A 26,247-nucleotide genomic window follows, 5' to 3' on the forward strand; every position below is an offset into this window, starting at 1 on the left:
TACAGGCAAGCTCAACGCTTACCCACCGAAGGATTTCATTAAATCAAATCCTAAACACCTGTATCACGATATACAGGTATTGACAGGAATTGGAACCGGGATGCTCCCCGAAAAAACTGAGTGGATCTTTTATAAAGGCAGGATTCCCTTTTTCAAACATAGCATCGAAAAGGGCGTTTAAATTATGATGGTTTGTAGCAGTTTTTCTATTGATATATTGTTTGTATTCATCATCCTCATTATCCGAAATATCTAACCTATCCCAAAACCGGCGGTTTGTTGTATTAGATTGAAGGTTTTCGGCATCATGCCTGATCAAGTCACGGATGGGCGCATCCATCTTATGTAAGATAGAATAACAGGTATGCTCCCAAGAGATATGGGCATACAGTTGGCTATCTCCACCCAATAGAATAATTCCTACAGAAAGGAAAATCGTGACAAGCAGCTTCTTCATCGGCCGCCAAATTAGATCAAGTTGAGAAAAACTACAATTAAGATGGGCTTAAAAATTCATTAAATTATTGATGAAGAAAATTTCACACCCAATCAAAACTCTTAACCAGTAAAGGTTTAGGATATATTCTTTTTCTTGTGCCGTAATTAGAAATACTAAACTTTAAAAAGTAAAAATTAACTATTCACACTTTAAGTGATAGTAATTTTCATTATTTATTAACATTGTTGTCCGACTAAAAATGCTTTAAAGGTCCTTGAATTCCTTACCTAGTCAAGGATATAAGTGAAGGATGATACATTCACCCCCCGCCAAGAGAACCGTGGAACTTCGCACCGTTGATAGCGAAGGTTAGCTTGGGCATACAGTAGTAGAAAGGCCAGATCGAGCGATCAAATTGGAGGCCGTAATAGCCAATTTGAGCCCTTTTTTGGTACCTTTTTTGGGCAAGCAAAAAAGTACAAGAAACGAGCCGAGAAACATTGAATCGAACTTTTGAGGGATCAAAAGTTCTCCCCGGTTAAAATTTAGTCGGACAATAATGATTTATTAAAATAAGATACTATAAATAATTTTCCATTTTTGGGATTCTTATTAAAGTTTATATTCCCGTAAAATTTCATTGTAATAAATGATGACGAATTGGATTTCTGCGACCTGCGAAGCAAATAATATAAGGATACATTATACCAGGACGGGCGGCAATAAACCACCCTTAATTTTATTACATGGCTTAATGACCAACGGCCTTTGTTGGAGCGATTTGGCAGGCAAACTCGAACAAGATTATGATGTCATTATGCCGGATGCGCGCGGGCATGGCTTGTCGAGTCAACCAAACGGCAAGTACCGCTACGGGGATCTTGCCGAAGATATTAACGGTTTAATAAATGCTTTGCAGCTTACTAAACCATCATTGCTCGGTCATTCGATGGGTGGAATGACCGCTGCTGTACTGGCCGGCATGGAACCTGCAATGCTCGGCGGGCTGATCTTGGCAGATCCCACGTTTTTAAGTCCCCGGATGCAACAAGAAGTTTACAGCAGCAATGTTTTTGATCAACACCGGCAGATGCTTACCATGAGCTTTGAAGAAATAGTGGCCGATGGGAGAAGGCGGCACCCGCAACGGCCCCTGCATATAATTGAAACATTTGCCAGGGCGCGTTTGCAAACCTGTATGGATGCACTGGATATATTAAGGCCACCTAATCCAGACTATAAGGAATTGGTGCGTCATATGAAAATCCCGGGCTTGCTGATATATGGAGATAAAGGTGTTGTTAACACAATTTTAGCAACAGAATTACGAATATTGAACCCTCACCTGGCAGTGGAGCAAATTCCTGGTGCCCGCCACGCGCTGCATTTAGATCAGCCTGAGCTGTTTTATAAGGCCATAAAATCCTTTTTTGATGCTATCGAAACCCGGCACATCCATTGATCCGGGTAGCAGCGCCCCAAGGCATGGAATATTGGTAATTAAGCAATATATTTAACTGTACAGGCTTACAACATGTAAAAGCTCCATCTGCCAAATGGATTGGGGCATATAATTTGTGCATATATCTACATCCAATAAATCCTATTATAATGAATAAAATACTTTTAATCGTGGCAGCACTATTTACTGGGCTTTCAGCTCAAGCCCAACAGCTAAAAACAGTGAGCTACAAAGACGGTAATCAACAATTAAATGGCCTGGTTACCTCCAATGCGGGCAAAAATTTACCCGGCGTTTTGATCCTCCCAGCCTGGAAAGGCATCGACGACGAAGCCAGAAATGCCGCCATAGCATTAGAAAAAGAAGGATACATTGCCTTCGTGGCAGATATTTACGGCGAAGGAAATACCCCTGCCGACAATGGCGCTGCTTCCAAGATAGCGGGTCATTATAAAAGCAATTTTAAAGCTTACCAACACAGGATTTCCTTAGCATTGGAACAATTGAAAAAAGCGGGCGCTATACCGGGTAAAATAGCTGTAATAGGCTATTGCTTCGGTGGAACGGGAGCTTTAGAAGCAGCTCGCGGCGCACTTCCTGTAGTGGGAATCGTTTCTATTCACGGCGGTTTAGGGAAAGCTGCCGACCGGGAAAATGGCCCTATCAAAACAAAAATGTTGATAGAAAACGGTGCAGAAGATGGTGGCGTGACACCCGAAGTAGTTGCGAACCTAACTAAAGAAATGAACGATGGCAACGCCGACTGGCAAATGATTACCTATGCAAATTGTAAACATACATTCACGAATCCAGAATCACCTGATTATAACGAAATCATGGCCAAGAGAGCCTGGGCTCATACGCTGATGTTTTTGCATGAAGTATTAAAATAATGTACGGTACCGGGTTGAGACAACATGTTCATGAAACCAGGACATTTGTTCAACCTGGTATTTAACTTCTCATGCAGTTACAAGTTGCTTTATTCTACCCCCCCTGCTGGTTTGAGCTTCCAACCAACAGGTATTCGAAACCTGCATTTGGTTTTTGAATGCTTTGACCTGGTGCACAAAATCTTTGCTGGTTCGAACTTCCAAGCTCGGATCCACCCACATTCGAAGACATTTACAATTGTACCGGAAACGAAATGGTACTTACTACTTGCACCAAGAACAGCCAATTGTTAGATTCCAAATACTGCCGAACAAGATGTTCTATCAGTTGAAGATTGCCCCAAGGAAAAGTCCGAGCTTGGAAGAGCTTGAACTAGCGAGAATTCCAGGTAATTGCTAGATAATATTTAAAGACCATAACACGAAAAAAGGGGGTCGAACAACGGTGGCTTCCTAGTGGGAACTAGCTAGAAATCTATAATAAACAGCTTCCGGGTAGCACCTTATAATTATAGGAAATTCTTCTTAAAATTATTGATGATCTTTGTCAAGAATGGAAAGTCTTTGATTAGTTGGATAAAAATCAACATTAGCCCCGGGCATTAAAGGCTTCCGAGTATAAAACCGTTCCTACGGGTATCCTTTTGCCAAAACTTAATACTTGGAAATACTCCGGGGGAACACCGGGATAAGACAAACCCGGATCCCTGACAAATCCAAACCTGGCATAATAACCGGGATCCCCTAAAACCACGCAACCCTCGGCGCCTTGTCCTTTCAATTCCTTCAAAGCGGCTTTTATTAATGCAGCGCCTATCCCGATCCCTTGCACACCGGGTAGTACAGATACCGGTCCCAAACCGTACCATGAATGCCCTTCAAACCCCGGAATACATACAGGAGATACCGCTACATGCCCGACAATATGGCCGCCTTCGTTCTCCATCACGATTGACAAGTGCAATTCTCCCCGCTCCCTTAAAGCTTTCAAAATAAAATGTTCAGTTTTACTGGAGTGCGCCGCCCCGGCAAAAGCGGCGCGTGTAACGTAATCTATCCGATCAATATCTCCCGGCTCTTCCCTCCTAATCCTAAATGATAACTCATTCATCCTTCAAAGGTAAACATTAAATCGTCATGCCCCCATCAATGACAAACTCGGCTCCCGTTACGAAACTGGTGGCATCGCTAGCCAGGAAAGTCACCATCTTTGCTATATCATCCGGGGTGCCGGTTCTTTTAAGCGGGATATTCAATGCCAGTTGATCAAATAGTTGTTCTGAAGCCGCATCATCCATACCTGCCTTCGTTAATACTGAAGTCCTCGTGGGACCGGGACTAACAATATTTACCCTGATTTTTCGATCCGCCAATTCAGCAGCAGCCGTTTTGGCAATAGAATTGAGCGCCGCTTTACTGGCTTGGTAAATCGAGCTATTGGCCTGGTATGTTGACGCCACGATCGATGATAGTATCACGACAGCAGCGCCTTCATTTAGCAATGGAATGAATTTACTCAACATGAAATAAGCACCTTTGAAGTTGGTATTCATTACGCTATCGAAATTTGTCTCATCCGCTTGCTCGATCAATCCACCGAAACCGGTAATCCCAGCGTTGATAAATAACACATCAATTTTACCATACTGCTTTAGTATTTCCCGGTATAAGGCATCCGTATCGGGCAACTTGGCCTGATCGGACACGAATGCGGTAGCGCCTAGTTCCTTGGCAGCCCGTTCAACCGCTTCTTTCCTCCTTCCCGTAATGAGCACCTTTGCCCCGGCGCTAGCAAATTCTTTGGCCGTGGCATAACCGATGCCACTGTTTCCACCAGTAATTAAAATAACTTTGTCTTTAAACGAATTCATATCAAATATTTTTACAAAAGTATACAGCGAATGATATACTTTTGTAACCAGTATCACCTATGATACCAGGTAACATATTTCATCATGGAAAGAAATCAAGCAGAAGAATTGCGCGCCTTGCAGGATACCTTATACTTTATCGGCGGGAAATGGCGCATCCCGGTTATTAATTCGCTCTGCAACGGCAACCGCCGTTTCCGGGAAATCGAGCGGAGCATACCCGGCATTACCACAAGGATGCTATCCCGCGAGCTAAAGGAAATGGAACTCAACAAATTGGTCAAAAGAAATGTTTACGATGAAATGCCCGTTCTTGTTGAATATGAGCCTACAGAATATTGCCGTACCTTTGGTAAGATTATTACGGAGATGATCAACTGGGGAAGGAAACACCGGAAATTCGTTCTCTCGGCCCAATAATTATCGTACACAGTTGATCCTGGTTGAATAATAAGCGGATTAATATCCCCGAGCATCCAATAAAACAACCGATGATGAAACAGATTCCAGTCATTCTAATCCTAATCCTCATTAGCCTGAATATGCATGCCCAAAAGAATTTTCATAGCGACGACCTGGTTCCGGTAGCAAGCTTTGACCATAGCATGGCCATAGGCTTGAGCGTAAATTCCGAAAACCGTGTTTTCGTGGCTTTCCCTAATTATGACGGGGGCGGGAAATGGGCTGTTACAGAAGAAACTAACGGAACAATTAAGGCTTACCCAAACGAAGACTGGAATCATCCAAACGGGAACTATGCTACCAGCTTTCTGCGTGTGCAGGATATGTACGTGGATGCGGAAGATAATCTTTGGGTACTGGATTCCAAACCGGCGCCGGGTTCTTCCATCTTGGGCGAAGGCAAAAATAAAGCCAGGGGGCAATTCAAATTAGTAAAGATCAATACCGGGAATAATAAGGTCGAGAAAGTATACTTTTTCGAGGACCTAGATAAAAGCAAAGCCGGGTTGAATGACGTACGGGTAGATGTGCAGAAAAACCTTGCTTACCTTTCAGATCCGGGCCGCGCCGCGATCGTAGTGGTGGATCTAAATTCGGGTAATTCTAGGACGGTACTCCGGGAAAGTCCTTACACGCTGGCAGATCCCGATGTTGTTCTAGCATATAACGGTAAAGAAATGCGGGATCGCGGCGGTCATCCATTCAGATCGCATGTAAATGGAATAGCCTTAACACATGATCATAAATATTTTTATTTCAAACCTATTAACCAGGAGCACCTTTTCAGGATCGAAACGCGCTACCTCGCGGATCCGTCGATAGCTGCCAAAGCGCTGGAAGACAAAGTGGAAGATATGGGTACCGTAGGCATTACACACGGCTTAATTGCGGACCGCTCCGGAAATATTTACCTCAGCACTTCTACAGATTTCTCTATCTCGTATCTCTCTCCCGATGGCAAAGTACACCGCCTTGTGAAAGATAGCCGCATTTTATGGCCCGACTCGTTCGGAATCGGCAATGATGGATACCTATACTTCACCTGTGCTCAATTGCAGCGTTTACCCCAATGGAATGCAGGGCTGGATAAAACGGAATATCCTTATACGGTGTATAAGGTGAGGTTGGCGAGATAATGAATAATACCAGGGTAGATAGGTGAAATATTTCTGAAAAAAAATTTCATCCAACTTTATTGAATTCAGCCAATTCTTGCATCATCATTACAATATTTCCTACGAATTTGATTAAATCAGCAATAAACCTATGATTATTAGAAGCTTAGTAATATCAATCATTATATTATTACTTGTAAATCCAATTTTCGGACAAAAAGAGCCCACTCCTTTTTCCATGGATAGCATCGAGGCAGCTATAACAAGAAAATCAATCGATAGTGATATTTGGAACGAGTTGAATATTAATCGGCAATGGGCCATTCAGCATGACGATGACGGATTATATGCCAGGACAATCCAAGCATCCATTCAGCTAAAAGATATACGTACAGAAGATTCGCTCTATTTCCAGAATAGCGCTATCTTGGACACTTTAATTACCAAGCACAATACTTCACCCAAGCTAAAAGCCATCTTACATATATTATTAGCCAAGAGGCTTCAAACATTTGCCCAACATAGAAAATTCAACATATTAACTTACAGGTCCAACAAAATACCCACCGATTATGCAAGTTTTAGCAATATACAACGAGATAGTATCATAAAACAAAATTATGTTGCTGCCTTGAAAATAAGCACTAAAGTAACTAAAGCTAGCTCTTTACTTTGGTTGCTCCGAAATCCGGAAGTACTGCTATTTAAGCCGGAACTTAAGGACATCGTAATGGCAAACTGGATTGAATATCTGAATTTTCAAAGTAGCAACCTGTATAAATACCAAGAGGAAAGAGATAGTTTGCTACTGCTCCCTTCCCAAAATTTCTTCGATCAGCTTTCACAATTTTGCCATGCATACAAAGATGATAAGGAAATTGATATATTCAGACGCTACATCGATTGGATACAATTACATGCTGACAATGCAGAAGAAACAGCCTACTTAATTGCTTTAACCAGGGCACAATTATACAATTCGGATATTAGTAATGATAAAAACAAAGCCAAGAGGTATTTAAACTTCCTCAATCAAGAAATTAGCTCACCTTATAATATGCGAAAGGCATATGATATTGCTCAATCTTGCAAAATTCTTTATGAACTGGGCAATCAATATCTCTATGTAAATTACTCCGAAAAAATAAATATACAGGATGAATGTAAATCCTTTTTAAGTGACGCCCTCCATTTATACGGGGAAAATAAAGACCTGGTTCATACATTTCCGACTTTAGAAAAAATATTACAACAATTATCGCGGGCGATTAAATCCTCCAAAGCATCAGTATACCTAAAACATCAATTATTACCCGGTAAAGATATTCCTATAAAGGTGTTATATAAAAATACCGACACGATATACTACCAGGTAGCAGCCACGTCAATTTGGGAAGAAGATCAGCAAGTATATAAAAAATATAAAGATTTAAATATTCAAAACAAAGGCGCATTCAAACTACCACCATCAACTGACTATAATCAACATGCTGTCTATTTGAAAATTCCTGCCTTGAAGGCCGGACATTACCGGCTGTTTTTTAGCGCTTCCCCGTTAGATGATACCAATGACTATATTTACAGTGTTCCATTTGTTATCAGCAACATCGCTGTAATGAATAACCATGAAAAGATATTTGTACTAGATCAGGGTACGGGTCAACCGTTAACCGGCGCCAGGATACATCTTGTCAAAAATGGATCTATTTCGAAAAAGTTCAAAGAGGTGAAACAATCCGGGGCGGTAGAAATCGATCGGGATATTAAACAAGCCAAATATGTTATCTGCTACCAGTCCGATACCTTAAGCTATGATATGACTTCCTATTCACCTCATGCCTATAGAAATGGGGATACTTACAACAAAGATGACTATGACAATCTTTCAGAATACTATGATGATCAACTCGAAATAAAAATATTTACAGATCGCGGTATCTACAGGCCTGGGCAGGAAGTACAATTTAAAGCTATATTCTTAGTTAAAAACCCAACCACCGGGCAAACAATGATTGCCACGCCGGAAAACCTTGGCAAAGCTCAATTCAGAAAATTCTTGAATGAAGTAAAAAGTTATGATGGGAATTTATTACAGTTAATGGATCCATTCAATAACCAGGTTGATTCAATCGTTTATACTATCAATGATTTCGGCAGTTTCCACGGTAGTTTTAAAATACCCAAAAATGCAGCAACGGGGGAATGGCACATTGACTGTGACTACTCGTACATTTATGGAAACGGAAATTTCCAGGTTGAAGCATACAAGCGTCCAAGCTTGGACATATCAATTAAACAACCCACTAAATATACCCTTCCGGGTGAGGCTTTCGAATTTAAAATTAATGTGAGATCGCTAAGTGGTGCAAAAATTGATAACACACCTATCCATATCCAAGTGTCAAGGAGCGGGAATGTTCCCAAAATTTCAAAAGTCGGCACTATTTCTGAAACAAAGTATTCTTCAGATCTCATAAGAAATGATACTTTATTTACAAATGCAGCAGGAACGGTAAGCGTAAAAATGTTGGATAGTTTTTTATCGCGGACAGCTCTTCCCGATTCTGTATTTTGGAATTATAATTATCAAATTTCCGCTACAGCCATCGACAAAAACGGTGAAAGTGCCGATGCTATTGATAACTTCAGTATATCCTCCCTGCCTATCAGTATTAAATTCCCTGTAAATTCCTATAACGATATTAGAAAATTCAGCCTGCCAAAATTGGAGACACACGCTGCGTTTGAAGGTAAACTTTACAAAAAAGTCCATGTTCAACTTTATAAGATTCATTGTACCCTTGATGCGGTTAATGATAGGATGCCCGAAGTTGATCAATGGTATTTCAGCCCGGAAGAATGGTACAAATGGTTCCCGGAATTTGCTAAGGATAGCTGCAACATACCGGATGAACTTATTTATGAAACAACAGTGGATTTGTCGAACGCCAGCCACTTAGATATCCCGCCACAATTATTCAGCGTAGGACGATTCAAATTAAAGGCCAGCGTGCGAGAAAATGGTAGAACTATCGGGCAAGAAAATTTCAGCTTTACATTATTTGATCTTGAGAAAAATCTAGCCCCGGCAATAGAAGAGGTTCATTATCTAAAAATTAATCTTCTGAAAAACGGAGATACGATCACCTGGTATCATTCCGGTAAAAAGGATCGTTACGCGGTATATCAAATTGATTATTATAGTAACAAGAAGAAAAGATTGCAAACTCTTTATCAATACATTCACGAAAAAGAGGGTTTATATGCATGGCAATTCAAGATTCCTACAGATGTTTCCGGCGGGCAAATGAATGTAAGCAGGCATTTGATTCAAGACCAAATTTACCAAAATCAATTCGAGACTATATATTTAAATAATCCCAGGGAAATACCGGAGATTATTATAGAGAAATACAGGCAAGTTATGGTGCCCGGAGCCAAGGAAGTATTTCAACTCAGCGTTAAATCTGATGGAAAAAACGTTGCCAGTGAATTATTAACGACTTTATATGATGCCAGCCTGGATAAATTAAGCACCCACAAGTGGGAAGTTCCTAATACAAACTATCGACATTCTTATAACGCTTATAATCATTGGACTTATCCTATTAAATATAGCCAGTTTATCGGGGGAGATATGGACTTCGACAAAGATGGAATAGTTGATATCAGCTCCTTATTAAATGGCATGATTCCAGGTTTGCAAAAAAACTACAGCGTATCCCGCATGAATGCCACCGCAGCCGGAATAGTTCAAATTCGCGGGGGAGCAATGCCGGGTGCCCCGCCGGGAAATGGACTGGTGATACTTGACGGGGATGTGTACAAAGGACGATTTGATAAATTTGAACCGGGGTATATTTCCGACGTTATAATATTAAAAGGAGCCGAAGCTACCGCTCTATATGGCTCCAGGGCTTCAAACGGGGTAATATTGTTAAGCACGAAAGGAAAGGTTAAACTTCCTAAGCCGGAGGAACAACCCGTTAAGATACGCAAGAATTTTAATGAAACCGCCTTCTTCTTTCCCAATGTGTATGCGGATAAAGACGGGTATTATACTTTACAATTTTCCATGCCGGAATCGGCCACCGAATGGAACTGGAAGATGCTGGCACATACAAAAAAATCCGCCTTCGCATACCTCGAAAGAAAGCTACAATCGCGGCTTAACCTGATGATCCAACCCAATATGCCGAGACTGCTTTACCAAGGAGATCAAATATGGTTACAAAGCCGTATCAGCAACTTAGATAGTCTCGACATGGAAGGCTATGCATCTTGTACAATCGAAGATGCCGTTACGGGAAAAGATTTAACAGGCACTCTCTTAAAAAATTTCAAACAAGATTTCAGGGTTGAGAAACGGGGGAATACCTACGTTTCCTTCAACTTAAAAATACCTAATGAGCAAACTAACCCTTTAAAAATCATATTATCTGCCCGTAGTGGATCCATTGGCGATGCGGAAGAACATATTATCCCGGTGTTGAATACAAACATATTGGTAAAACAGGGACAGACAATAAGCTTATCGGCAGGCACAGCCAGTATCTTCAAGCCCATCAGCCTCCCTGCTAATGCTTCCTTGTATGGCGCTAATATTGCGATTCAACCTCAACCCCCTATCGCGCTATTAAATGCATTACCATGGTTAGCCCATTACAGCTACAATTGTGCAGAACAAACTTTCAATAAGTTCCGGGCAAGGTATACCGCTTACCAGCTAATGCGAGCAGATACTTTATTACAAAATACTTACGAAAAAGCCAGCTCCGAGATGCGCTTCGATTCTTCCGTGACAGCAGCGCCCCGTTCATCCTTTACGGCTCCCTGGCTGTCCTTAACTAACCAATCTAACAAGCAGGCACAGGATTTAATCAAAATACTTGACACACTGGATAACCGTAACGAAATGGAACAACTGCTTGGCCAGTTAAAAGATTTGCAAAATGCGGATGGTGGCCTGTCATGGTTTAAAGGAGGTGTAAGCAACCGGTATATTTCAAATTATATACTCGCTGGATTCGGACAAATGAAAAATACCGGCAAACTGGAGGATATTTTGAAAAACAAGGCTCATATGCAATTATTGAATTCATTAATTCGATACTGTCTCAACGAATTCGAACAACACCCGCGCGATCAGGATATTTATCTTTTGTATACTTTGTCTTATTGGAAAGAATATTGGACAACCATGCCGGGAACCAGTGAAAGGGTCAATACAGCTTTAGATTCTTGCTGGAAACATATTGCTGGTAAAGCCATTGACGTACAAGCCCAACTCGTTACGGCCACCATGCAGATTTCTAATACGCAGGGAGAACTCCGTTCGAAAGCTTTTAAACAACTGGATATCATTCAAAACTTAGCCATCTCGGATGAAAATGGCACCCGGTGGAAAGCATTCTCAGACAACGTCGAAATGCAAAATACGAGCGAGGAAAACCTTGCTTCGATATTCGAGGCCATCCGTTGGAAAGACAACTACAAGGAATTGACGGAAGGTGTTTCTAAATGGTTATTACAAAACCGTCAGCAAGAACATTGGCAAACGACCAAGGCAACCGCTGCGGCAATCCGGATTCTTAATGAGGGACAAGGCAAAAGCATGGGTGAAGAACAATCTTTAAATGTTCAACTGGAACAAAGGCAATTCCATTTATCAGATCACCCATTATATGGCCATAACCAGGATTTCATTCCATTGGAAAAGCTTCCCGATAATTTTTCAATGAGTTCAGGGACTAAGGCAACTACAGGTATCGTTACATGGTACTACTTCCTGCCGGCTAAAGACATCTCCCCTGGCAATACCGGCATTCAAATTCATAAATCCTACTATAAATCGGATGGGCAAACATGGATACCTATTCAAGATAATACCCTGTTGAAAACAGGCGATAAGATTAAGGTGAGCCTAGAAATTACCACGGAGAAAACACTAAAATTTGTACATATTTTCGATCCTAGGTTAGCAGCTTTTGAGCCCGGGAATGTTTTGAGCGGATATAGATATGGCCAATCTTTCGGTTATTATCAATCTAACAAAGATAACGGTGTCGATATCTTTGTGGATCAAATTGAAAGGGGACAACATCATATTGATTATGAAATGAAAGTTGCTCAAAACGGAACATTTTCCTGTGGACCAACACAACTTGAGTGCATGTACCAACCTTGGATGAATGCATATGGACAGGTAAGCACATTCTCGATCAACCCTCAAAACCTATCCCAGTAACTGGGTATCAACCGGGAGCAATTCCCCGCGGTAGACCACGACCATCGCGGGGAACCTCCATTACAAAACATCAAACGTAAACCGCTTTACAAATTCCCGGTATTTCAGGAATTCCGAGAGCGGTATGTTTTGAATTTCTTGCAAGGTTTTCGACGCTAACAAAACGTTCAAAAGATCTTGCTGGAGATCATCGAAAGATTGATCCCGAACCGGGTAATTTTGGTTGTTCAGTTGGTTGAAATATCCAGAAAATGGCAGGCTTGATAAATTCATCTCGTTACTTGTTAAAAACTCATCTATCGAGCGTTGCAACTTCCGGTATTGACCCAGCGGCAATGCCAGCAGGAATAAAACGACTAACAGCTCTTCCCTGGCATTCTCCCCGCTATTTAACTGCTCACCATGGGCCTTTACAATCCTGAATATATTGACAAATCTTTTTATTGCACGCGGGTTATTCCCGATGATGACCGACATTTCCTCCATCAACTCAATCTCACCAGGAGACAATACCAATAACTCCGTTCTTTCTTCTACAATAAATTCCACTTCTTGGCCAGGTGTTCCTTGATCAGGGATATAGTTAAGTGTAATTTCACCACCGGGGCTATTCAAGGTATCTTTATCTCCATTTGGCCCAAGGCCCTGTTGAATATTATCCCCGGCAGATTCGTCCCCGGTTTCCAAATTAGCCAAGCTCTTGATCATCTCCTTAACATCATCGCTATCCGCTTGCTTGAGATGGAAAGGAACCTGGAAGATTTTCTCCAGGTAATTGGCCGGATCTATTCGCTCAAAACCACTTTCCACTTCGCCATCCCTTGTAAATTGCAAGGCATGTTTTTTAATCAACGCATTTTTTACCCAACGGGAATCTACACCCACCACAACTATGAACAAGGGGAACGCCATCAGCAAGTTAACTGCCTCCAATACCTGTACAACGTTCTCTTCCGAACAACGATCCAAGTCATCTATATAAAGTATGATCCGCTCCAAACGCTTCTTAAACTTACTCCTAAATACTTCAACTTCTTTCCCTTTTAATGCATTTAACTCTTCTGCATGGCCGATAAACAGACCATTCAATATCTCGAAATCCTTCCTGATAATAGAGATAATGCCCAGGTGCTTTTTATAATCATCGCTGTGTGATCTTTTATCGATAAAAGTATACAAGGATTCAGTAGCTAAGGCATGCTTGATCTTAAACTCCAGGTCATTCCTCACCTGTTCCGCTTTCATGATTTGGGTATCGATATTCATCATCTCGGTACGGAATTTCTCTGCCTCCAAGGTCAATGCTTTCTCTTCCTGTTCAAATTTCTCGATGGCTGCCTGTAATTCGGTATCATATTTATTCTTTATAGACCATAACTCGGCCAGGATACCTTTCACATCATGGTAAGCTTTCTCAGCCCTTTTCCATAGCACACCGATCGTAGCAATAATTGATAACACCGCCTGGGGTATAACAAATTGCGTCCGCTCAATTTGAAAGCTCGCAAACTTCAATAAAAAAGGAACCCAGGCAATCAATCCCAAGATGATCAGCAGGGCAACAATGTTCCATACGACCTTCTTTCCATTGAAAAACTCCTTTAAAAACGTGTACCGCGATTTAAAAACTTCGTATGATTTTTCCGGATCCGACCAATATTCTGCCGGTACTATTTTTTCAAATTCATCAAACATCCCCTTCAAGGAAGGATTCCTATCACTTGCCTCCCTCATTTTATTCCCCACGTTGTACTTTTCATTCAATTGCTTTATTGTACTGCTCATCGAATGTACCCTGATCTTATGAATACTGTTGATGAGTTGACGGTTTGCTTCCTTGCGCTTTCCCTTTAACTTGTTGATCTGCTCATTGATAACTTTCTTTGATTTTTCCAGGGAATTCATCTCTTCCTTGGTCATGTTCAGCTCTTTCGATAGCTGTTGCTCTACCGCACTTTTCTCAACGCCCGGGGCGGTATTATCCGAGATATACTCATTTAACCCCTCGAAGATTTTAGATACGATACTTGCCCAAAGGTTGGCATCCATATACGACCATGCATTAAAGCTCACATGTGCGATTCCTTTACAATAGGCCTCGTCATTACTATTCGTAGATAGTTCGGAGATAAATTCCTGTAACTTACGCATGAAAAAACTTTTCCCGGAACCCCACTTCCCCAACAAGGCCACCGCTAATGGCGGTTTAAAGCTCTTGGCAGCCAGGACCCTTGCAAAGGCAGCCACATCTTGCGTAATGTTTAAATAATCAGCGCCTTTATCGGTATCGCTGAGTAGCCCGGCAATTTGATGACTTTGCACGATCACCTCTTCCGGCTCCTTTTGATCCCCGGTAGTTTTCATAGCCGATTCCGGAATCGGATCGGGCTGCGATGATGATTCGAATGCTGAAGATGAATTTCCGGGGGCATTATTTTCATGGCCGGTGACTTGATCTTGCCCTTCCTTCGACAGCTCATGGTAAAAACTAAGACCATCCTCGGTAGATGGTAGCGAAATCAAAAATTCCATACTGTTACCGCCATAAGCCGATATTTCATTAATCATCTCAAGTATGAGATCGTAACTCTCCCTTAAGCTCAGTTCACCCGGTCCCGTACCCACCAGGGGAATCCATATTTTCCGGTCGATGAAACTATTATAATAGCGTTTGATAGCTTGCCTGAAATTCATCCTCAAATCTTCAGCGATACTCCCGGTCCTGTAAATAACAATGAATAGAATTTCCTTCTTCCCCCCTTTAGAACTAAGAAGCGCCGTTCCACCACTTAAAGCGTCTACACTTGGCACATCCCTCGTGGAAAAACCATAAGTTTCCATGACCATCCTGTTCAGGTTACCGAGCTTTCCCCCGGGATCAATGGAAACAATTGCCAAATCCGCTTCCTGGGGCGAGAGCCTTATATCTATACGTATAGGCGCTCCCTTTCTTTCAGCATATTCCATAGTAATAGCTTATTAAAAGATTATTGTGCGATGAATCTATCGTACCTGGAAGTATCATGTATCAAACTACATGCAGATTAGCCTTTGGGATTAACTAATATACTTCGGGTAATTACCTTGCTCATGAAATCTAGTTACGATACTAATTTATGATATTTTTCCTTACCATCACCAGGAAATACCCCCCGGTTGCCGGAAAAAACAATCTTTTGAGAGAATAGTATTAACATAAAAATTTCAGACTTTTTATATTTGAATGCTATAGGAAATATATACAGTAAAATTCCAAGCTGTTCCACGATCAAACAAACCCTTTCTTTCATTACAAAACTTCAAACAAGATGCATTCTTCCAGGAGAAATTTTATAAAACGAATAGGCCAAAGCTCTGTCTTATTAGGCGCCGGCACTGTAATTCCGGGCTGTAGCTTAGTTAAACAAGAAAATAAGGATGAGGTTCAAAATACGCTGCCGGACGAACCGGTTCTTCAAATCGGGGAAGATATCGCCGTAGTTCAAACGGATAAAGGCAAGGTAAAAGGCTTTATCATGCGCGGCATTGAAACCTATCTCGGGATTCCGTACGCGGCCGATGCTTCCGGCAAAAACAGGTTCTTACCGCCGCAAGAACACGAGGCATGGGAGGGCATCCGCCCCTCTGTGTTCTATGGTAATTCCGCTCCGCAAAATATCTATAGCAGGGCAGCTACTTCTTACGGCGCTTTTATCGATCATTGGAATTACGATGAAATCAGCGAAGATTGCCTCAGCCTAAATATCTGGACGAAAGCGGCAAAAAGCGGCAGGAATAAACCCGTTTTACTTTGGCTGCATGGCGGCGGGTATTCGCAAGGAAACGGCATCGAGCAAGACGGTTACCACGGTGAAAATTTTACCCGCTACGGCGATGTCGTGTTCTGCTCCCTCAACCACAGGCTCGGTGCCATCGGTTTTTCAGATTTTTCTGCCGTCGATGAGAAGTTTAAAGATTCCGGAAATGTAGGCATGCTCGACATCCTGGCTGCTTTACAATGGATTCAAAAGAATATCGCCAACTTCGGCGGCGATCCTAATAATGTTACCATTATGGGGCAATCCGGCGGCGGCGCCAAAGTATGTACGCTTGCCTCCATGCCCGCTGCCAAGGGACTGATTCACAAGGGAGTGGCGCTCAGCGGTTCCGCAACCCATGCCATACCGAAGGAGTACGCCCGGCAATTAGGTCTATACATTCTTAAAGAGGCAGGGCTGCAAGCATCCGGCATGTCTACACTGCAAGAGATGCCATGGGATGAATACCTCGCACTATCGAAACGTGCAGCGGAAAAATTGCAGCGCGACAAACCCGAATTCGGTTTCCGCCGCGGGAGCTTCGGCCCCGTTGCTGATGGGCACAACCTGCCCGCGGAAGGTTATTTTAGCAGTCCCCAACCCGATATCCCGGTTTTATTTTGCAGCACCTTCCATGAATGGTCGCCCAGCCGCACCGAACCTTCCCTGGAGAATATCACGAAAGAAGGCGTCATCGAAAAACTGCATCCGAACTACGGCGATGCATCCACTAAAATTTACGAGGGATACGATGCGGCATTCCCCGGTTTGAAACCCATCGAACTTTGGGCCATGATCGTTTCCAACAGGAAAGCGGTTGTCGAAGCAGCCAACCTGAAAAAGAAACAAGGCAGCCCCGTATACATGGCGTGGTTCGGTTGGTGCCCGCCCTTATTCGATGGCCGTATGCGCGCCTTTCATTGCCTCGACATCAGTTTCTGGCTTTTAAACACGGACCTGATGATCACCCATTCCGGTGGCGGCGCAAAACCCAGGGCGCTATCCAACAAAATGGCCGAAGCATTATTGCAATTCATGAAAACGGGGAATCCCGCTTGCAAATCCCTGCCGGACTGGCCCGAATACACGGCGGACAAAGGCTCGCTAATGATTTTAAATGATACCTGCAAAGTTGCAGATGATCCGGATCGCAAAGCAAGGCTAATGTTATAAACTCTAACAACATTTACATAAACCTTTACCGCCACCAATGTTAGAAGTTCACAGGTAATTAAATGAAATACCGGGGTTGCGACCTTCTGTTACTACTCAAAACCCCTCGCTATCCAAGCTCGGACTGCCATGTGGAATAACGTTCTACTGGCAGGGTATCTTGTACGGCAGCACAAAGGATTCCACAATTTTTTGGATATGGGCTAAGTAGTAAGTACCATTTCGTTTCAGGCACTTTCGTATCTGTCCTGAACTGTGCGTGGGTCCGAGCTTGGAAGCTCGAACCAGCAGTTTTTTTTGGGGCATTGGGCTGGAACTGCTACCTTTGAGTGGACATATAGTTAAGCTCTTTCCTTAACTTTGAATACAATGAGTAAAAAAGAAAGAAGGAGTTATGATAAATCCTTCAAACTGATGGCAGTAGAATTGCGCAGAAGTGGCAAGCCAGCCGTAACTGTTGCAAAAGAATTGGGTATAGCTGCGGAAATGCTTCGTCGCTGGACCAGGGAGTTCAGTGTACATGACACCCGTAGTTTTCCTGGCAATGGAAAACAGGATCTGACACCGGAGCAAAAGGAAATCCAGGCCCTGAAGAAAGCACTCCAGGAAGCAGAATTGGAAAATCGGATACTAAAAAAGGCAGTGAGCATTTTCTCCAGGGAAGACAACAAATATTCAGGTTCATAAAGGACCATCAGGCAGAATTTGATGTCGAGAAGATGTGCAAGGTGTTCAAAGTAAGCCGTAGTGGCTATTATGCCTGGTCAATAAGAAAACCATCAAAACTTTCCCTGTACAGGCAAGTGCTTTGCAAGGGAGTTGAAGATATCTACCACAAAAGCAAAGGCAGATACGGCAGCCCTAAAATAGTTGCCGAACTTAGGTCTATGGGACTGCATGCCTCCAGGCCCAGGGTGGCCAGGATCATGAAGGACAAAGGGTTTCGCAGTATTATTACAGGCAAGTTCAAAGTATGCACGACAGATTCTAACCATAAACTGGAAGTGTCGGCCAATATCCTCAATAGAGAATTTACTGCCAGGGCACCATCAGAGAAATGGGTTTCTGATCTGACTTACATCCGGACAAAAAACGGATGGCTTTACTTAACAGCCATCATGGACCTGTTTGACAGAAGGATTGTTGGATGGTCCATGAGTACAGGTATGACAACCAGGGAGACTACTGTTGCTGCCTGGAATATGGCGATTAGAAATAGATCCGTGGCACCCAATATGGTTTTTCACTCAGACAGAGGTGTACAGTATGCCAGTGAGGAGTTCAGAGATCTGCTAAAAGGCAACTCTGTACAACAGAGTATGAGTAGAAAGGGCAACTGCTGGGATAATGCTGTAATGGAGAACTTCTTCAAGATACTTAAATCAGAAACCGGCCACCATACTGTATATGATTCAGTAGAAGTCGCAAAAAAAGAGCTGTTTGAGTTCATCGAAATATGGTATAACAGGCAGCGAAGGCATTCAATATTAGGGTATTTGCCACCCGAAGAATTTAGTAAATCTATTCTAAAAAAAGCAGCTTAATAAGTTGTCCATTTTTTTGTTGCAAATCCAGGCTTTTAAAATTTATATTGAAATGACCGGAAACCCTCGCTAGTTCGAGCTTCCAAGCTCGGACTCCCATGTGGAATAACGTTCTACTGTCAGGGTATCTTGTACGGCAGCACAAAGGATTCCACAATTTTTTGGATATGGGCTAAGTAGTAAGTACCATTTCGTTTCAGGCACTTTCGTATCTGTCCTGAACTGTGCGTGGGTCCGAGCTTGGAAGCTCGAACCAGCAGTTTTTTTTGGGCATTGGGCTTTTAAAATTTATCCTGGAAATATGCTGAATCCCGCGCTAGTTCGAGCTTCCAGGCTCGGACTTCCATGTGAAATAACGTTCAACTGGCAGGGTATCTTGTACGGCAGCACAAAGGATTCCACAATTTTTTGGATATGGGCTAAGTAGTAAGTACCATTTCGTTTCAGGCACTTTCGTATCTGTCCTGAACTGTGCGTGGGTCCGAGCTTGGAAGCTCGAACCAGCAGTTTTTTTTGGGGTATTGGGCTTTTAAAATTTATCTTGGAAATATGCTGGATCCCGCGCTAGTTCGAACTTCCAAGCTCGGACTGCCATGTGAAATAACGTTCAACTGGCAGGGTATCTTGTACGGCAGCACAAAGGATTCCACAATTTTTTGGATATGGGGTAAGTAGAAAGTGCCATTTCGTTTCCGGCACTTTCGTATCTGTCCTGAACTGTGCGTGGGTCCGAGCTTGGAAGCTCGAACCAGCAGTTTTTTTTGGGGCATTGGGCTTTTAAAATTTATCTTGGAAATATGCTGGATCCCGCGCTAGTTCGAGCTTCCAAGCTGGGACTGCCTTTTGGAAAAGCGTTCAACTGGTAGCACATAGTGTACGGCAGCATTAATAATCCATCAAATGGCCGTTTATGCTGCAAGGCGTACGTAAAATGAACCTGGGTTGCGATCAAGTGTTACCCGGAAGCTCCAACATGCTAGAGTTTTCTAACTATTCTAAATAAAATGGAAAGCCCCTATCACGAAAACCCAGGTTCCGAACAGCAATACACTACCACCCCTAACCAGATTCATGTTACGGTACACAACAATCATTACAATATCAACTATTTTTTAACCGGCTTCAAATCTTCATTCAGCCGCCGTTGTGTCACTCCCTGCATCGCCCTCAACACTATTCAGCCTATTCTTGTTCTATCAAGAAAGTACCTACCGATCCCGGCGCCAACCGCAAATTAGCATACATGCCATGGTATTGAATACTGAAAGCATGTTTATTCCAAGTATCATTCGCCACAACTAATACTACTTTTCCATCCGGCCTCCTGAAAGCTACATTCGGCAATACATCCGTATTATGAATAATCGTGGCGCGACGGATCCCTGCTTGTTCCTCGTCTTCCGTTAAAGTGAGGGTAGGATCCCCGGTATTAGTGGAAGCAATCCTCCAAGAACCGCTAGGAACAAAGGTAGAAACATGCGCAATCGTATAGTAAGCCACGTTCTTTTGCACCTTGTCACCCTCTATCGACAATGCACCTTGGCAAATTCCGCAACCGCCGTTATCCGTATGCGGATCATTGTTAAAATCGGCCGCTAAGTTCCATAGTATCAAATTCTTGCTCCAATTTCTCCCCGCACCGATGACCAATCTTTTTACTGGAGATACGATGTCTAGCGGAGCATCAGCCCCTCCCCTTTCAATCACCATTTGTTCCGTAAAATAAATGTTCTTATCAGGACGTGCCATATGCATAATACTCATCGCGCCCATATCGCCACCGTAATTATGAAACCCCGATCCATCAACATATTGAGCCAACTTAGGATCGTTGAGCAAAGCAAGCGGGTAATCGATCCTGTCCAGGTTATGATCGAACAATATGATCTTCGACTTGATATTCGCTTGAGCAAACGCGGGCCCCAAGTGATCCCTAATAAACTCTAATTGCTCCTTGTATTTCCATTGCATACTGGGCGTATTCCGAGAATTTAAAGGTTCGTTTTGCACGGTAACAGCGCCAATATCAATTCCATGCTGTTGCATGGCTTGAATATACTTCACGAAATACTGCGCGTACACGCCGTAATATTCCTTTTTTAATGCGCCTCCCCTAACATTTCCGTTCGTCTTCATCCAGGCCGGCGCCGACCAAGGTGAAGCCATGATTTTAATACCCGGCTGAATAGACAAGATCTCCTTCATGATAGGGATGACATCTTTCAAGTCTTGAGATAAACTGAAATGCTTTAATTCAACATCCGTTTCCCCGTCCTTCAAATCATCGTATGAGAACACGAAACTGTTAAGATCCGATGCCCCGATCGTCAACCTTAAATAACTGACATTATTAGTGTCAAAAATTTCTTTCAATAGCTTTTTACGTGCAGGCGCACTCATGCGGATTAAATGCTCGGCAGATCCCCCGGTAAGTGCATAACCGAATCCGTCCATCTGCTGAAATGCTTGGCCGTCATCAATAACGATAGGCATTTCACGCGCTCTAAGCGTATTGGATAAGAACAAGTCTCCATCTTGTTGTTGCAATAACTTTGTTCTATCGGCAGAGGTTACCCAGGCGCTTACTTTAATCTGCTGTTCTTGGGAAAATACCCGGATTGAAAACAGAACTGCCATCAGCAGCAAAATAGATCTTTTCATATTGTGTGGAATTTTTATGCCGTGTTTACCGGGTTATTAAATAGCGTTAAAATTAAAACCTACAACCGATTAGATTTTAATCCATTTTTAACGAATCATAATTCTAAATCGATCACCCTAATACATGGTTTTTAAGCGTAAAATCTACGTTTTAATAGATTACAATAACCTGGTATTCAATTAATTATTAACGCGTTGTGCTATTAAAACACAATTTGCATTTCGATAATAAATATTTGTAGTTATTTGAAATAAAAAATGTTGTGCGACCGTATTGGTAAATAACCACAAATACCTAAACGATCCATGCACAACATTAGAACAAATTTCAGGAAATTCTATAGCATTTGCAAAGAGCTCTTTGAAAAAGAAGTAAATAGCCGGCATAATTTTCAATGCTACCCGGTTGCACCCAAGATGAACGATTTACAAATTGTTTCACTATCCTGTTGCATGGAAGCCTTGGGGATTGATTCCGAAAATTTACTTTGGAGTAAGTTGAAAACCGATTATGCAGATCAGTTTACCAACCTGATTGATCGAAGCCGTTTTAATCGCCGCCGCAAAAGGCTGGCAGAGAAGGTCGAACGCGTACAACACCATATAGGGAGGCGTTTAGACCACTTAAGCAGCACAATGATTGTGGACAGCGTACCAGTCCCGGTTATTAAAATGGTAAGGGAACGGACCTTCAAATCATTCAAGCATGATTTTGACACCGCACCGGCGAAAGGTTATAGTGCTGTGAACAGAAGCTGGTTTATTGGCTATAAACTCCACGTCATTATATATGACAATGGTGCCATCCAGCAAGCCGGCATAACTAAAGCCAATGTGCACGACATCAATTTCCTCAAGCAGCTTGATCGTCTGCCGGCAAAGAAGTCACTATTAGGTGACCGGGCATATATCTCCCAAACCGTTCAGATGGATTTGTTTGACAATTATCAGGTCAGGCTGAAAGTTCCTCTCCGGCATAACCAGCATGACTACAGAAAATATCCGAGGAAAAACAGGTCGAAGCGGCAGATGGTGGAAACGGTATTCTCTCAATTGTGCGACCACCTCAACCTCAGAAGAAACTATGCGCGATCATTTGACGGTTTGGCTACTCGCCTGGCTTCCAAGTTATCGGCTACTTCCTTACTCCAGTACATCAATTTCAAAAATGGACTTAAAATTTCAAAGATCAAACATGCTCTGGCTTTTTAATAGCACAACGCGTTAATTATTAAATAAAATCTTTTTCTAACTTCCCGGGAAAGCACAATTTATGCAATCGTTTGCATATTTTTAATACTTCCCTTAATTTTAGCATTCGAAAATCGAACGCAGGTTATGAAATACGTTATTACTTTTACCGCTCTTATCATGATAATTCCCCTTATTGCTACTGCTCAACCAATAATAAAAAAACGGTCGACTGCGGCGGAATTTTCAATCATCCATCAACAAATCGTTGATCAACTCCCAATAGAAGAAGGCGGCATTCAAAATATTGACCGTACTGCTAGCTATGCGCTTTCGCAAATGACTCCCGGCGGGGCTTTTAAAAATATCGATTATAATAATAAACGCCGGGCCAACTGGCCCGTGACGGATCATCTTAAATACTTGCAAGCATTATCGCTGGCTTATACATTACCTGCGAGCAAATACTACCGTCAAACCGGCTTAGAAGCGAAAATAATTGCCAGTTTAAAAGACTGGAACGACAAGAATCCCATCTGTCCAAATTGGTTTCCCAATGAAATCAGGGGCCCGCAATTGATGGGTCAAATTTTGTTGATATTAAAACTTCATGATATCAAGGTACCGGCAGATATACAATCCGGGCTGATAGAAAAAATGCAACGCGGGGATATGTACAAACAAACCGGTGCCAATAAATTGGATGTTGCCTTGCACTATATTTACGAGGCCGTCATTACGCGGAACGAAGAACTGATGAATAAGGCTGCACAACAATGTTATGAGCCGATCGAATTTACCAGGGAAGAAGGACTACAATACGATTATACCTTTTTTCAACATGGTCCGCAATTGCAAATTGCGGCCTACGGCATGACCTTCATCCGTGGTGAATACAGGGCTGCCGCTTTCTTAAACAATACCCGCTGGGCAATTCCCGCTGAAAAGAAAGAAATGTTATCCCGGTATTTCAAGCAGGTTTATTTAAACACTACCAGGGGGCCTTATAATGATTTCAATACTACCGGCAGGGAATTTTCCCGCATAGGAAGTCTAAAAAAAGGCTTATCAACCATCGGTTATATTATCCGCGATGCCGCGCTCGTTTCGCTGGAGGATAGTAGCTTTTACGAACTGGTAAAACAGAAATTACAGGGCAGCAAAGCGCCATCTTTCAAAACACCGACCATGCACCGGCATTTCTGGATTGGCGACTATACCCTGTACCATTGTCCTGCTTACTTATTCTCCGTTAGAACCAATTCTGTTAGAACCGGCAGAACGGAGATCATCAATAGCGAGAATCTACTTGGCAGAACAAATAGTGACGGCGCTACCAATATCCAGCGGCGCGGCGATGAATATTATAATATTTTCCCGCTTTGGGAATGGGACAAAATACCCGGAGTTACTTGTAGGGATTATGTTGCGGACACTATTTCGAAGGCGAGGATCGGTGGGCTGGGTACAACAGCATTCGTTGGCGGACTTTCAGATAGCCTCTACGGTCACTCTGTTTATACTCAGAACTTCGATGATGTAAGGGCTCAAAAGGCATATTTTTTCGTGAAAGATGCCGTTGTTTGTCTCGGTACGGGTATTTCTTCGAATAGTTACGAGCCTATCACTACAACTTTGAACCAATGTTGGCTAAATAGTCCTGTATATGTAAATGGTAAAAAAATTAACGGTAAAAAGTTTGATTATAATTTTAATGGCAGTCGGTCTAACTGGATTTGGCAAGATAGTATCGCTTATATTTTTCCCCGGGGTGGACAGGTTAAAGGTTCACAACAACGTGAATACGGAAATTGGGGTCGCCTCAACGTAATGTACACGGATAAAAATAAAGCTAGTGGCGAAGTATTTAAATTATGGTTGGAACATGGTATCAAACCCATGGATGGTAATTATGCTTATATTATTAAACCTGGTATCGGTTTAGATATGCTTGATCCTGTTGCGGTAAATGATATTCAAATATTGGCTAACAATGATACCTTACAGGCAATTTCACAAAAGAAAGAGCATATTTATCAAGCTATTTGTTACAAAGCGCAGCAATTCCGTTTAGGAAATTATAAGCTCGCAGTAGACCAGGCTTGTTTATTAATGATCCGAAAAAATGTTAATGGCAAAACATTGCTATCTCTTGCTGATCCGACACAACAACTAGAATCCATCAACATTACAATCAATCATCAAAAAATTCATTGCCAGCTTCCTAACGGGGTAAACGCTGGCAGAACACAGGAATACGTTTTAAATAATATCAATATGAATTTTGAAAATTTCCTTTCTACTGCCACGGCGCCTATACAAGATCTTGGCGATGGTATCACCAGGCAAATACTCGGTCATGATGCCTCCATGATGATGGTGAAGGTCAACTTCGAAAAAGGCGCTGTGGGCGCAATGCACCAACATGTGCATACACAGAGTACTTACGTTTTGGATGGGGTTTTCGAGTTCACTGTCGGGAATGAGACGAAGCTTGTAAAAAAGGGAGATGCGCTGATTATGCCGAGCAATGTAATGCACGGTTGTAAATGCCTGGAGGCAGGGAGCTTGTTGGACGTTTTTACTCCACGGAGGGAGGATTATTTAATCACGGATTAGTTATGGATTGAAGGATTTCACGGATTAGAGGATTGGGATTGGGATTGGAGTTGGGATTCTGAGTGATTATTTTTGGTTATTTAACTATTGAATCATTTAATTTTTTGAGGACTTTGCTTTGTCATTAAAATCTAGGCAAAGTTGAACCCAGTACTCAAAATCCGACTTCTTCTTAAAGCCTTCGGGATCTACGTAGCAATAGCCATCATACAACTTACCTTTCATGTACATGGGCTGAAACCCTGCTTTTGAAGATATTTCGTCGGCATGCTTGGGGTCAAAGCGGCACATTAATCTTTCGCCACTGACATTGATGCACATCTTGCCGTTAACCATAAAGGCTAATCCGCCGAACATGCGTTTCTCTTCTATTTTTATTCCGGGTATGTTTGATAAGTACACCCTGAGTTTATCTGCTAGTAATATATTGTATGCCATAATTCTTTTCTAATATGAATGTTTCCCTGGAATAAAGTTAGACTAAAATCATTGTTGGCCTACTAAAATTGCTTAAAATTTACTTGAATTCCTTACCTGGTCAAGGATATAAGCGAGGAATGATATATTCACCCCCGCCAAGAGAACCGTGGAACTTCGCACCGTTGGTAGCGAAGGGGAGCTTGGCCATACAGTAGTAGAAAGGCCAGATCGAGCGATCAAATTGGTGGCCGTAATGCCAATTTGTGCCCTTTTTTGGTACCTTTTTTGGACAAGCAAAAAAGTACAAGAAACGGGCAGGTTGACATTGAATCGAACTTTTGAGGATGCTTATA

At 42.3% G+C, this 26,247-nt stretch carries 16 protein-coding genes; 10 read left to right on the top strand and 6 right to left on the bottom strand.

Features of this window, described 5'->3' with window-relative positions; genetic code table 11:
- Positions 1-43 precede the first annotated feature (43 nt).
- The gene (locus tag COR50_RS17940) at positions 44-457 is read right to left on the bottom strand and encodes a hypothetical protein (RefSeq protein ID WP_098195267.1); all 414 of its coding nucleotides are present in this window, start codon (positions 455-457) and stop codon (positions 44-46) included.
- A gap of 631 nt (positions 458-1,088) precedes the next feature.
- Here COR50_RS17940 and COR50_RS17945 point away from each other — a divergent pair.
- Together COR50_RS17945 and COR50_RS17950 are read left to right on the top strand one after the other, a co-directional pair.
- Positions 1,089-1,901: an alpha/beta fold hydrolase gene (locus COR50_RS17945; protein ID WP_198405693.1), complete on the top strand. Its 813-nt coding sequence runs from the start codon at positions 1,089-1,091 to the stop codon at positions 1,899-1,901.
- Between the two features lie 149 nt (positions 1,902-2,050).
- Complete coding sequence (locus COR50_RS17950) at positions 2,051-2,794, top strand: dienelactone hydrolase family protein (RefSeq protein WP_098195269.1); 744 nt, start codon at positions 2,051-2,053, stop codon at positions 2,792-2,794.
- A 589-nt stretch (positions 2,795-3,383) separates the two neighbouring features.
- On the opposite strand, the gene COR50_RS17955 is transcribed toward COR50_RS17950, so the two are convergent.
- Together COR50_RS17955 and COR50_RS17960 are read right to left on the bottom strand one after the other, a co-directional pair.
- Positions 3,384-3,905 carry a GNAT family N-acetyltransferase gene (locus tag COR50_RS17955; protein WP_098195270.1) on the bottom strand — a complete coding sequence of 174 codons (522 nt, stop codon included), beginning with the start codon at positions 3,903-3,905 and terminating at the stop codon, positions 3,384-3,386.
- Between the two features lie 16 nt (positions 3,906-3,921).
- Positions 3,922-4,665 carry a glucose 1-dehydrogenase gene (locus tag COR50_RS17960; RefSeq protein ID WP_098195271.1) on the bottom strand — a complete coding sequence of 248 codons (744 nt, stop codon included), beginning with the start codon at positions 4,663-4,665 and terminating at the stop codon, positions 3,922-3,924.
- An 84-nt stretch (positions 4,666-4,749) separates the two neighbouring features.
- Here COR50_RS17960 and COR50_RS17965 point away from each other — a divergent pair, with 84 nt between their 5' ends.
- The 3 genes from COR50_RS17965 (at position 4,750) to COR50_RS17975 (ending at position 12,489) form a co-directional block, all read left to right on the top strand.
- Positions 4,750-5,085 carry a winged helix-turn-helix transcriptional regulator gene (locus tag COR50_RS17965; protein ID WP_098195272.1) on the top strand — a complete coding sequence of 112 codons (336 nt, stop codon included), beginning with the start codon at positions 4,750-4,752 and terminating at the stop codon, positions 5,083-5,085.
- 74 nt (positions 5,086-5,159) lie between these two features.
- Positions 5,160-6,263, top strand: coding sequence for an L-dopachrome tautomerase-related protein (locus COR50_RS17970; protein WP_098195273.1), 1,104 nt, complete (start codon positions 5,160-5,162; stop codon positions 6,261-6,263).
- A 130-nt stretch (positions 6,264-6,393) separates the two neighbouring features.
- On the top strand, positions 6,394-12,489 hold the full coding sequence (locus COR50_RS17975; protein WP_098195274.1) for an alpha-2-macroglobulin family protein: 6,096 nt from the start codon (positions 6,394-6,396) through the stop codon (positions 12,487-12,489).
- A 60-nt stretch (positions 12,490-12,549) separates the two neighbouring features.
- Here COR50_RS17975 and COR50_RS17980 read toward each other — a convergent pair whose 3' ends face one another.
- Entirely contained in the window at positions 12,550-15,456 is a 2,907-nt protein-coding gene (locus COR50_RS17980; RefSeq protein ID WP_157760982.1) for a P-loop NTPase fold protein, read from the bottom strand.
- Between the two features lie 341 nt (positions 15,457-15,797).
- Between COR50_RS17980 and COR50_RS17990 the strand changes: the two genes are divergently transcribed.
- The 3 genes from COR50_RS17990 (at position 15,798) to COR50_RS18000 (ending at position 19,003) form a co-directional block, all read left to right on the top strand.
- On the top strand, positions 15,798-17,459 hold the full coding sequence (locus COR50_RS17990; RefSeq protein WP_098195276.1) for a carboxylesterase/lipase family protein: 1,662 nt from the start codon (positions 15,798-15,800) through the stop codon (positions 17,457-17,459).
- A gap of 369 nt (positions 17,460-17,828) precedes the next feature.
- A complete protein-coding gene (locus COR50_RS17995) occupies positions 17,829-18,146 on the top strand; it encodes a transposase (protein WP_098193378.1) in 318 nt (105 codons plus the stop codon).
- A complete protein-coding gene (locus COR50_RS18000; RefSeq protein WP_232516366.1) occupies positions 18,143-19,003 on the top strand; it encodes an IS3 family transposase in 861 nt (286 codons plus the stop codon). Before COR50_RS17995 ends, COR50_RS18000 begins: the two co-directional genes overlap by 4 nt.
- Positions 19,004-20,185: 1,182 nt before the next feature.
- On the opposite strand, the gene COR50_RS18005 is transcribed toward COR50_RS18000, so the two are convergent.
- Positions 20,186-21,664 carry a glycoside hydrolase family 30 protein gene (locus COR50_RS18005; RefSeq protein WP_098195277.1) on the bottom strand — a complete coding sequence of 493 codons (1,479 nt, stop codon included), beginning with the start codon at positions 21,662-21,664 and terminating at the stop codon, positions 20,186-20,188.
- Positions 21,665-21,970: 306 nt separating this feature from the next.
- Here COR50_RS18005 and COR50_RS18010 point away from each other — a divergent pair, with 306 nt between their 5' ends.
- Both COR50_RS18010 and COR50_RS18015 read left to right on the top strand, forming a co-directional pair.
- Entirely contained in the window at positions 21,971-22,876 is a 906-nt protein-coding gene (locus COR50_RS18010; protein WP_098195278.1) for an IS982 family transposase, read from the top strand.
- 126 nt (positions 22,877-23,002) lie between these two features.
- A complete protein-coding gene (locus tag COR50_RS18015) occupies positions 23,003-25,474 on the top strand; it encodes a polysaccharide lyase family 8 super-sandwich domain-containing protein (protein WP_098195279.1) in 2,472 nt (823 codons plus the stop codon).
- Positions 25,475-25,570: 96 nt separating this feature from the next.
- Here the strand turns inward: COR50_RS18015 and COR50_RS18020 are convergent, their stop codons facing one another.
- The gene (locus COR50_RS18020; RefSeq protein WP_098195280.1) at positions 25,571-25,912 is read right to left on the bottom strand and encodes a TfoX/Sxy family protein; all 342 of its coding nucleotides are present in this window, start codon (positions 25,910-25,912) and stop codon (positions 25,571-25,573) included.
- Between the last annotated feature and the right edge of the window lie 335 nt (positions 25,913-26,247).

Source organism: Chitinophaga caeni, assembly GCF_002557795.1.
Taxonomy (GTDB): domain Bacteria; phylum Bacteroidota; class Bacteroidia; order Chitinophagales; family Chitinophagaceae; genus Chitinophaga; species Chitinophaga caeni.

Bases quoted from the DNA above. Each gene is read 5' to 3' on its own strand.
- COR50_RS17945 (WP_198405693.1), top strand. From the start codon at position 1,089: ATGATGACGAATTGGATTTCTGCGACCTGCGAAGCAAATAATATAAGG.
- COR50_RS18020 (WP_098195280.1), bottom strand. From the start codon at position 25,912: ATGGCATACAATATATTACTAGCAGATAAACTCAGGGTGTACTTATCA.
- COR50_RS17980 (WP_157760982.1), bottom strand. From the start codon at position 15,456: ATGGAATATGCTGAAAGAAAGGGAGCGCCTATACGTATAGATATAAGG.
- COR50_RS18015 (WP_098195279.1), top strand. From the start codon at position 23,003: ATGAAATACGTTATTACTTTTACCGCTCTTATCATGATAATTCCCCTT.
- COR50_RS17970 (WP_098195273.1), top strand. From the start codon at position 5,160: ATGAAACAGATTCCAGTCATTCTAATCCTAATCCTCATTAGCCTGAAT.
- COR50_RS17990 (WP_098195276.1), top strand. From the start codon at position 15,798: ATGCATTCTTCCAGGAGAAATTTTATAAAACGAATAGGCCAAAGCTCT.
- COR50_RS17965 (WP_098195272.1), top strand. From the start codon at position 4,750: ATGGAAAGAAATCAAGCAGAAGAATTGCGCGCCTTGCAGGATACCTTA.
- COR50_RS17950 (WP_098195269.1), top strand. From the start codon at position 2,051: ATGAATAAAATACTTTTAATCGTGGCAGCACTATTTACTGGGCTTTCA.
- COR50_RS17955 (WP_098195270.1), bottom strand. From the start codon at position 3,905: ATGAATGAGTTATCATTTAGGATTAGGAGGGAAGAGCCGGGAGATATT.
- COR50_RS18005 (WP_098195277.1), bottom strand. From the start codon at position 21,664: ATGAAAAGATCTATTTTGCTGCTGATGGCAGTTCTGTTTTCAATCCGG.
- COR50_RS17975 (WP_098195274.1), top strand. From the start codon at position 6,394: ATGATTATTAGAAGCTTAGTAATATCAATCATTATATTATTACTTGTA.
- COR50_RS17960 (WP_098195271.1), bottom strand. From the start codon at position 4,665: ATGAATTCGTTTAAAGACAAAGTTATTTTAATTACTGGTGGAAACAGT.
- COR50_RS17995 (WP_098193378.1), top strand. From the start codon at position 17,829: ATGAGTAAAAAAGAAAGAAGGAGTTATGATAAATCCTTCAAACTGATG.
- COR50_RS17940 (WP_098195267.1), bottom strand. From the start codon at position 457: ATGAAGAAGCTGCTTGTCACGATTTTCCTTTCTGTAGGAATTATTCTA.
- COR50_RS18010 (WP_098195278.1), top strand. From the start codon at position 21,971: ATGCACAACATTAGAACAAATTTCAGGAAATTCTATAGCATTTGCAAA.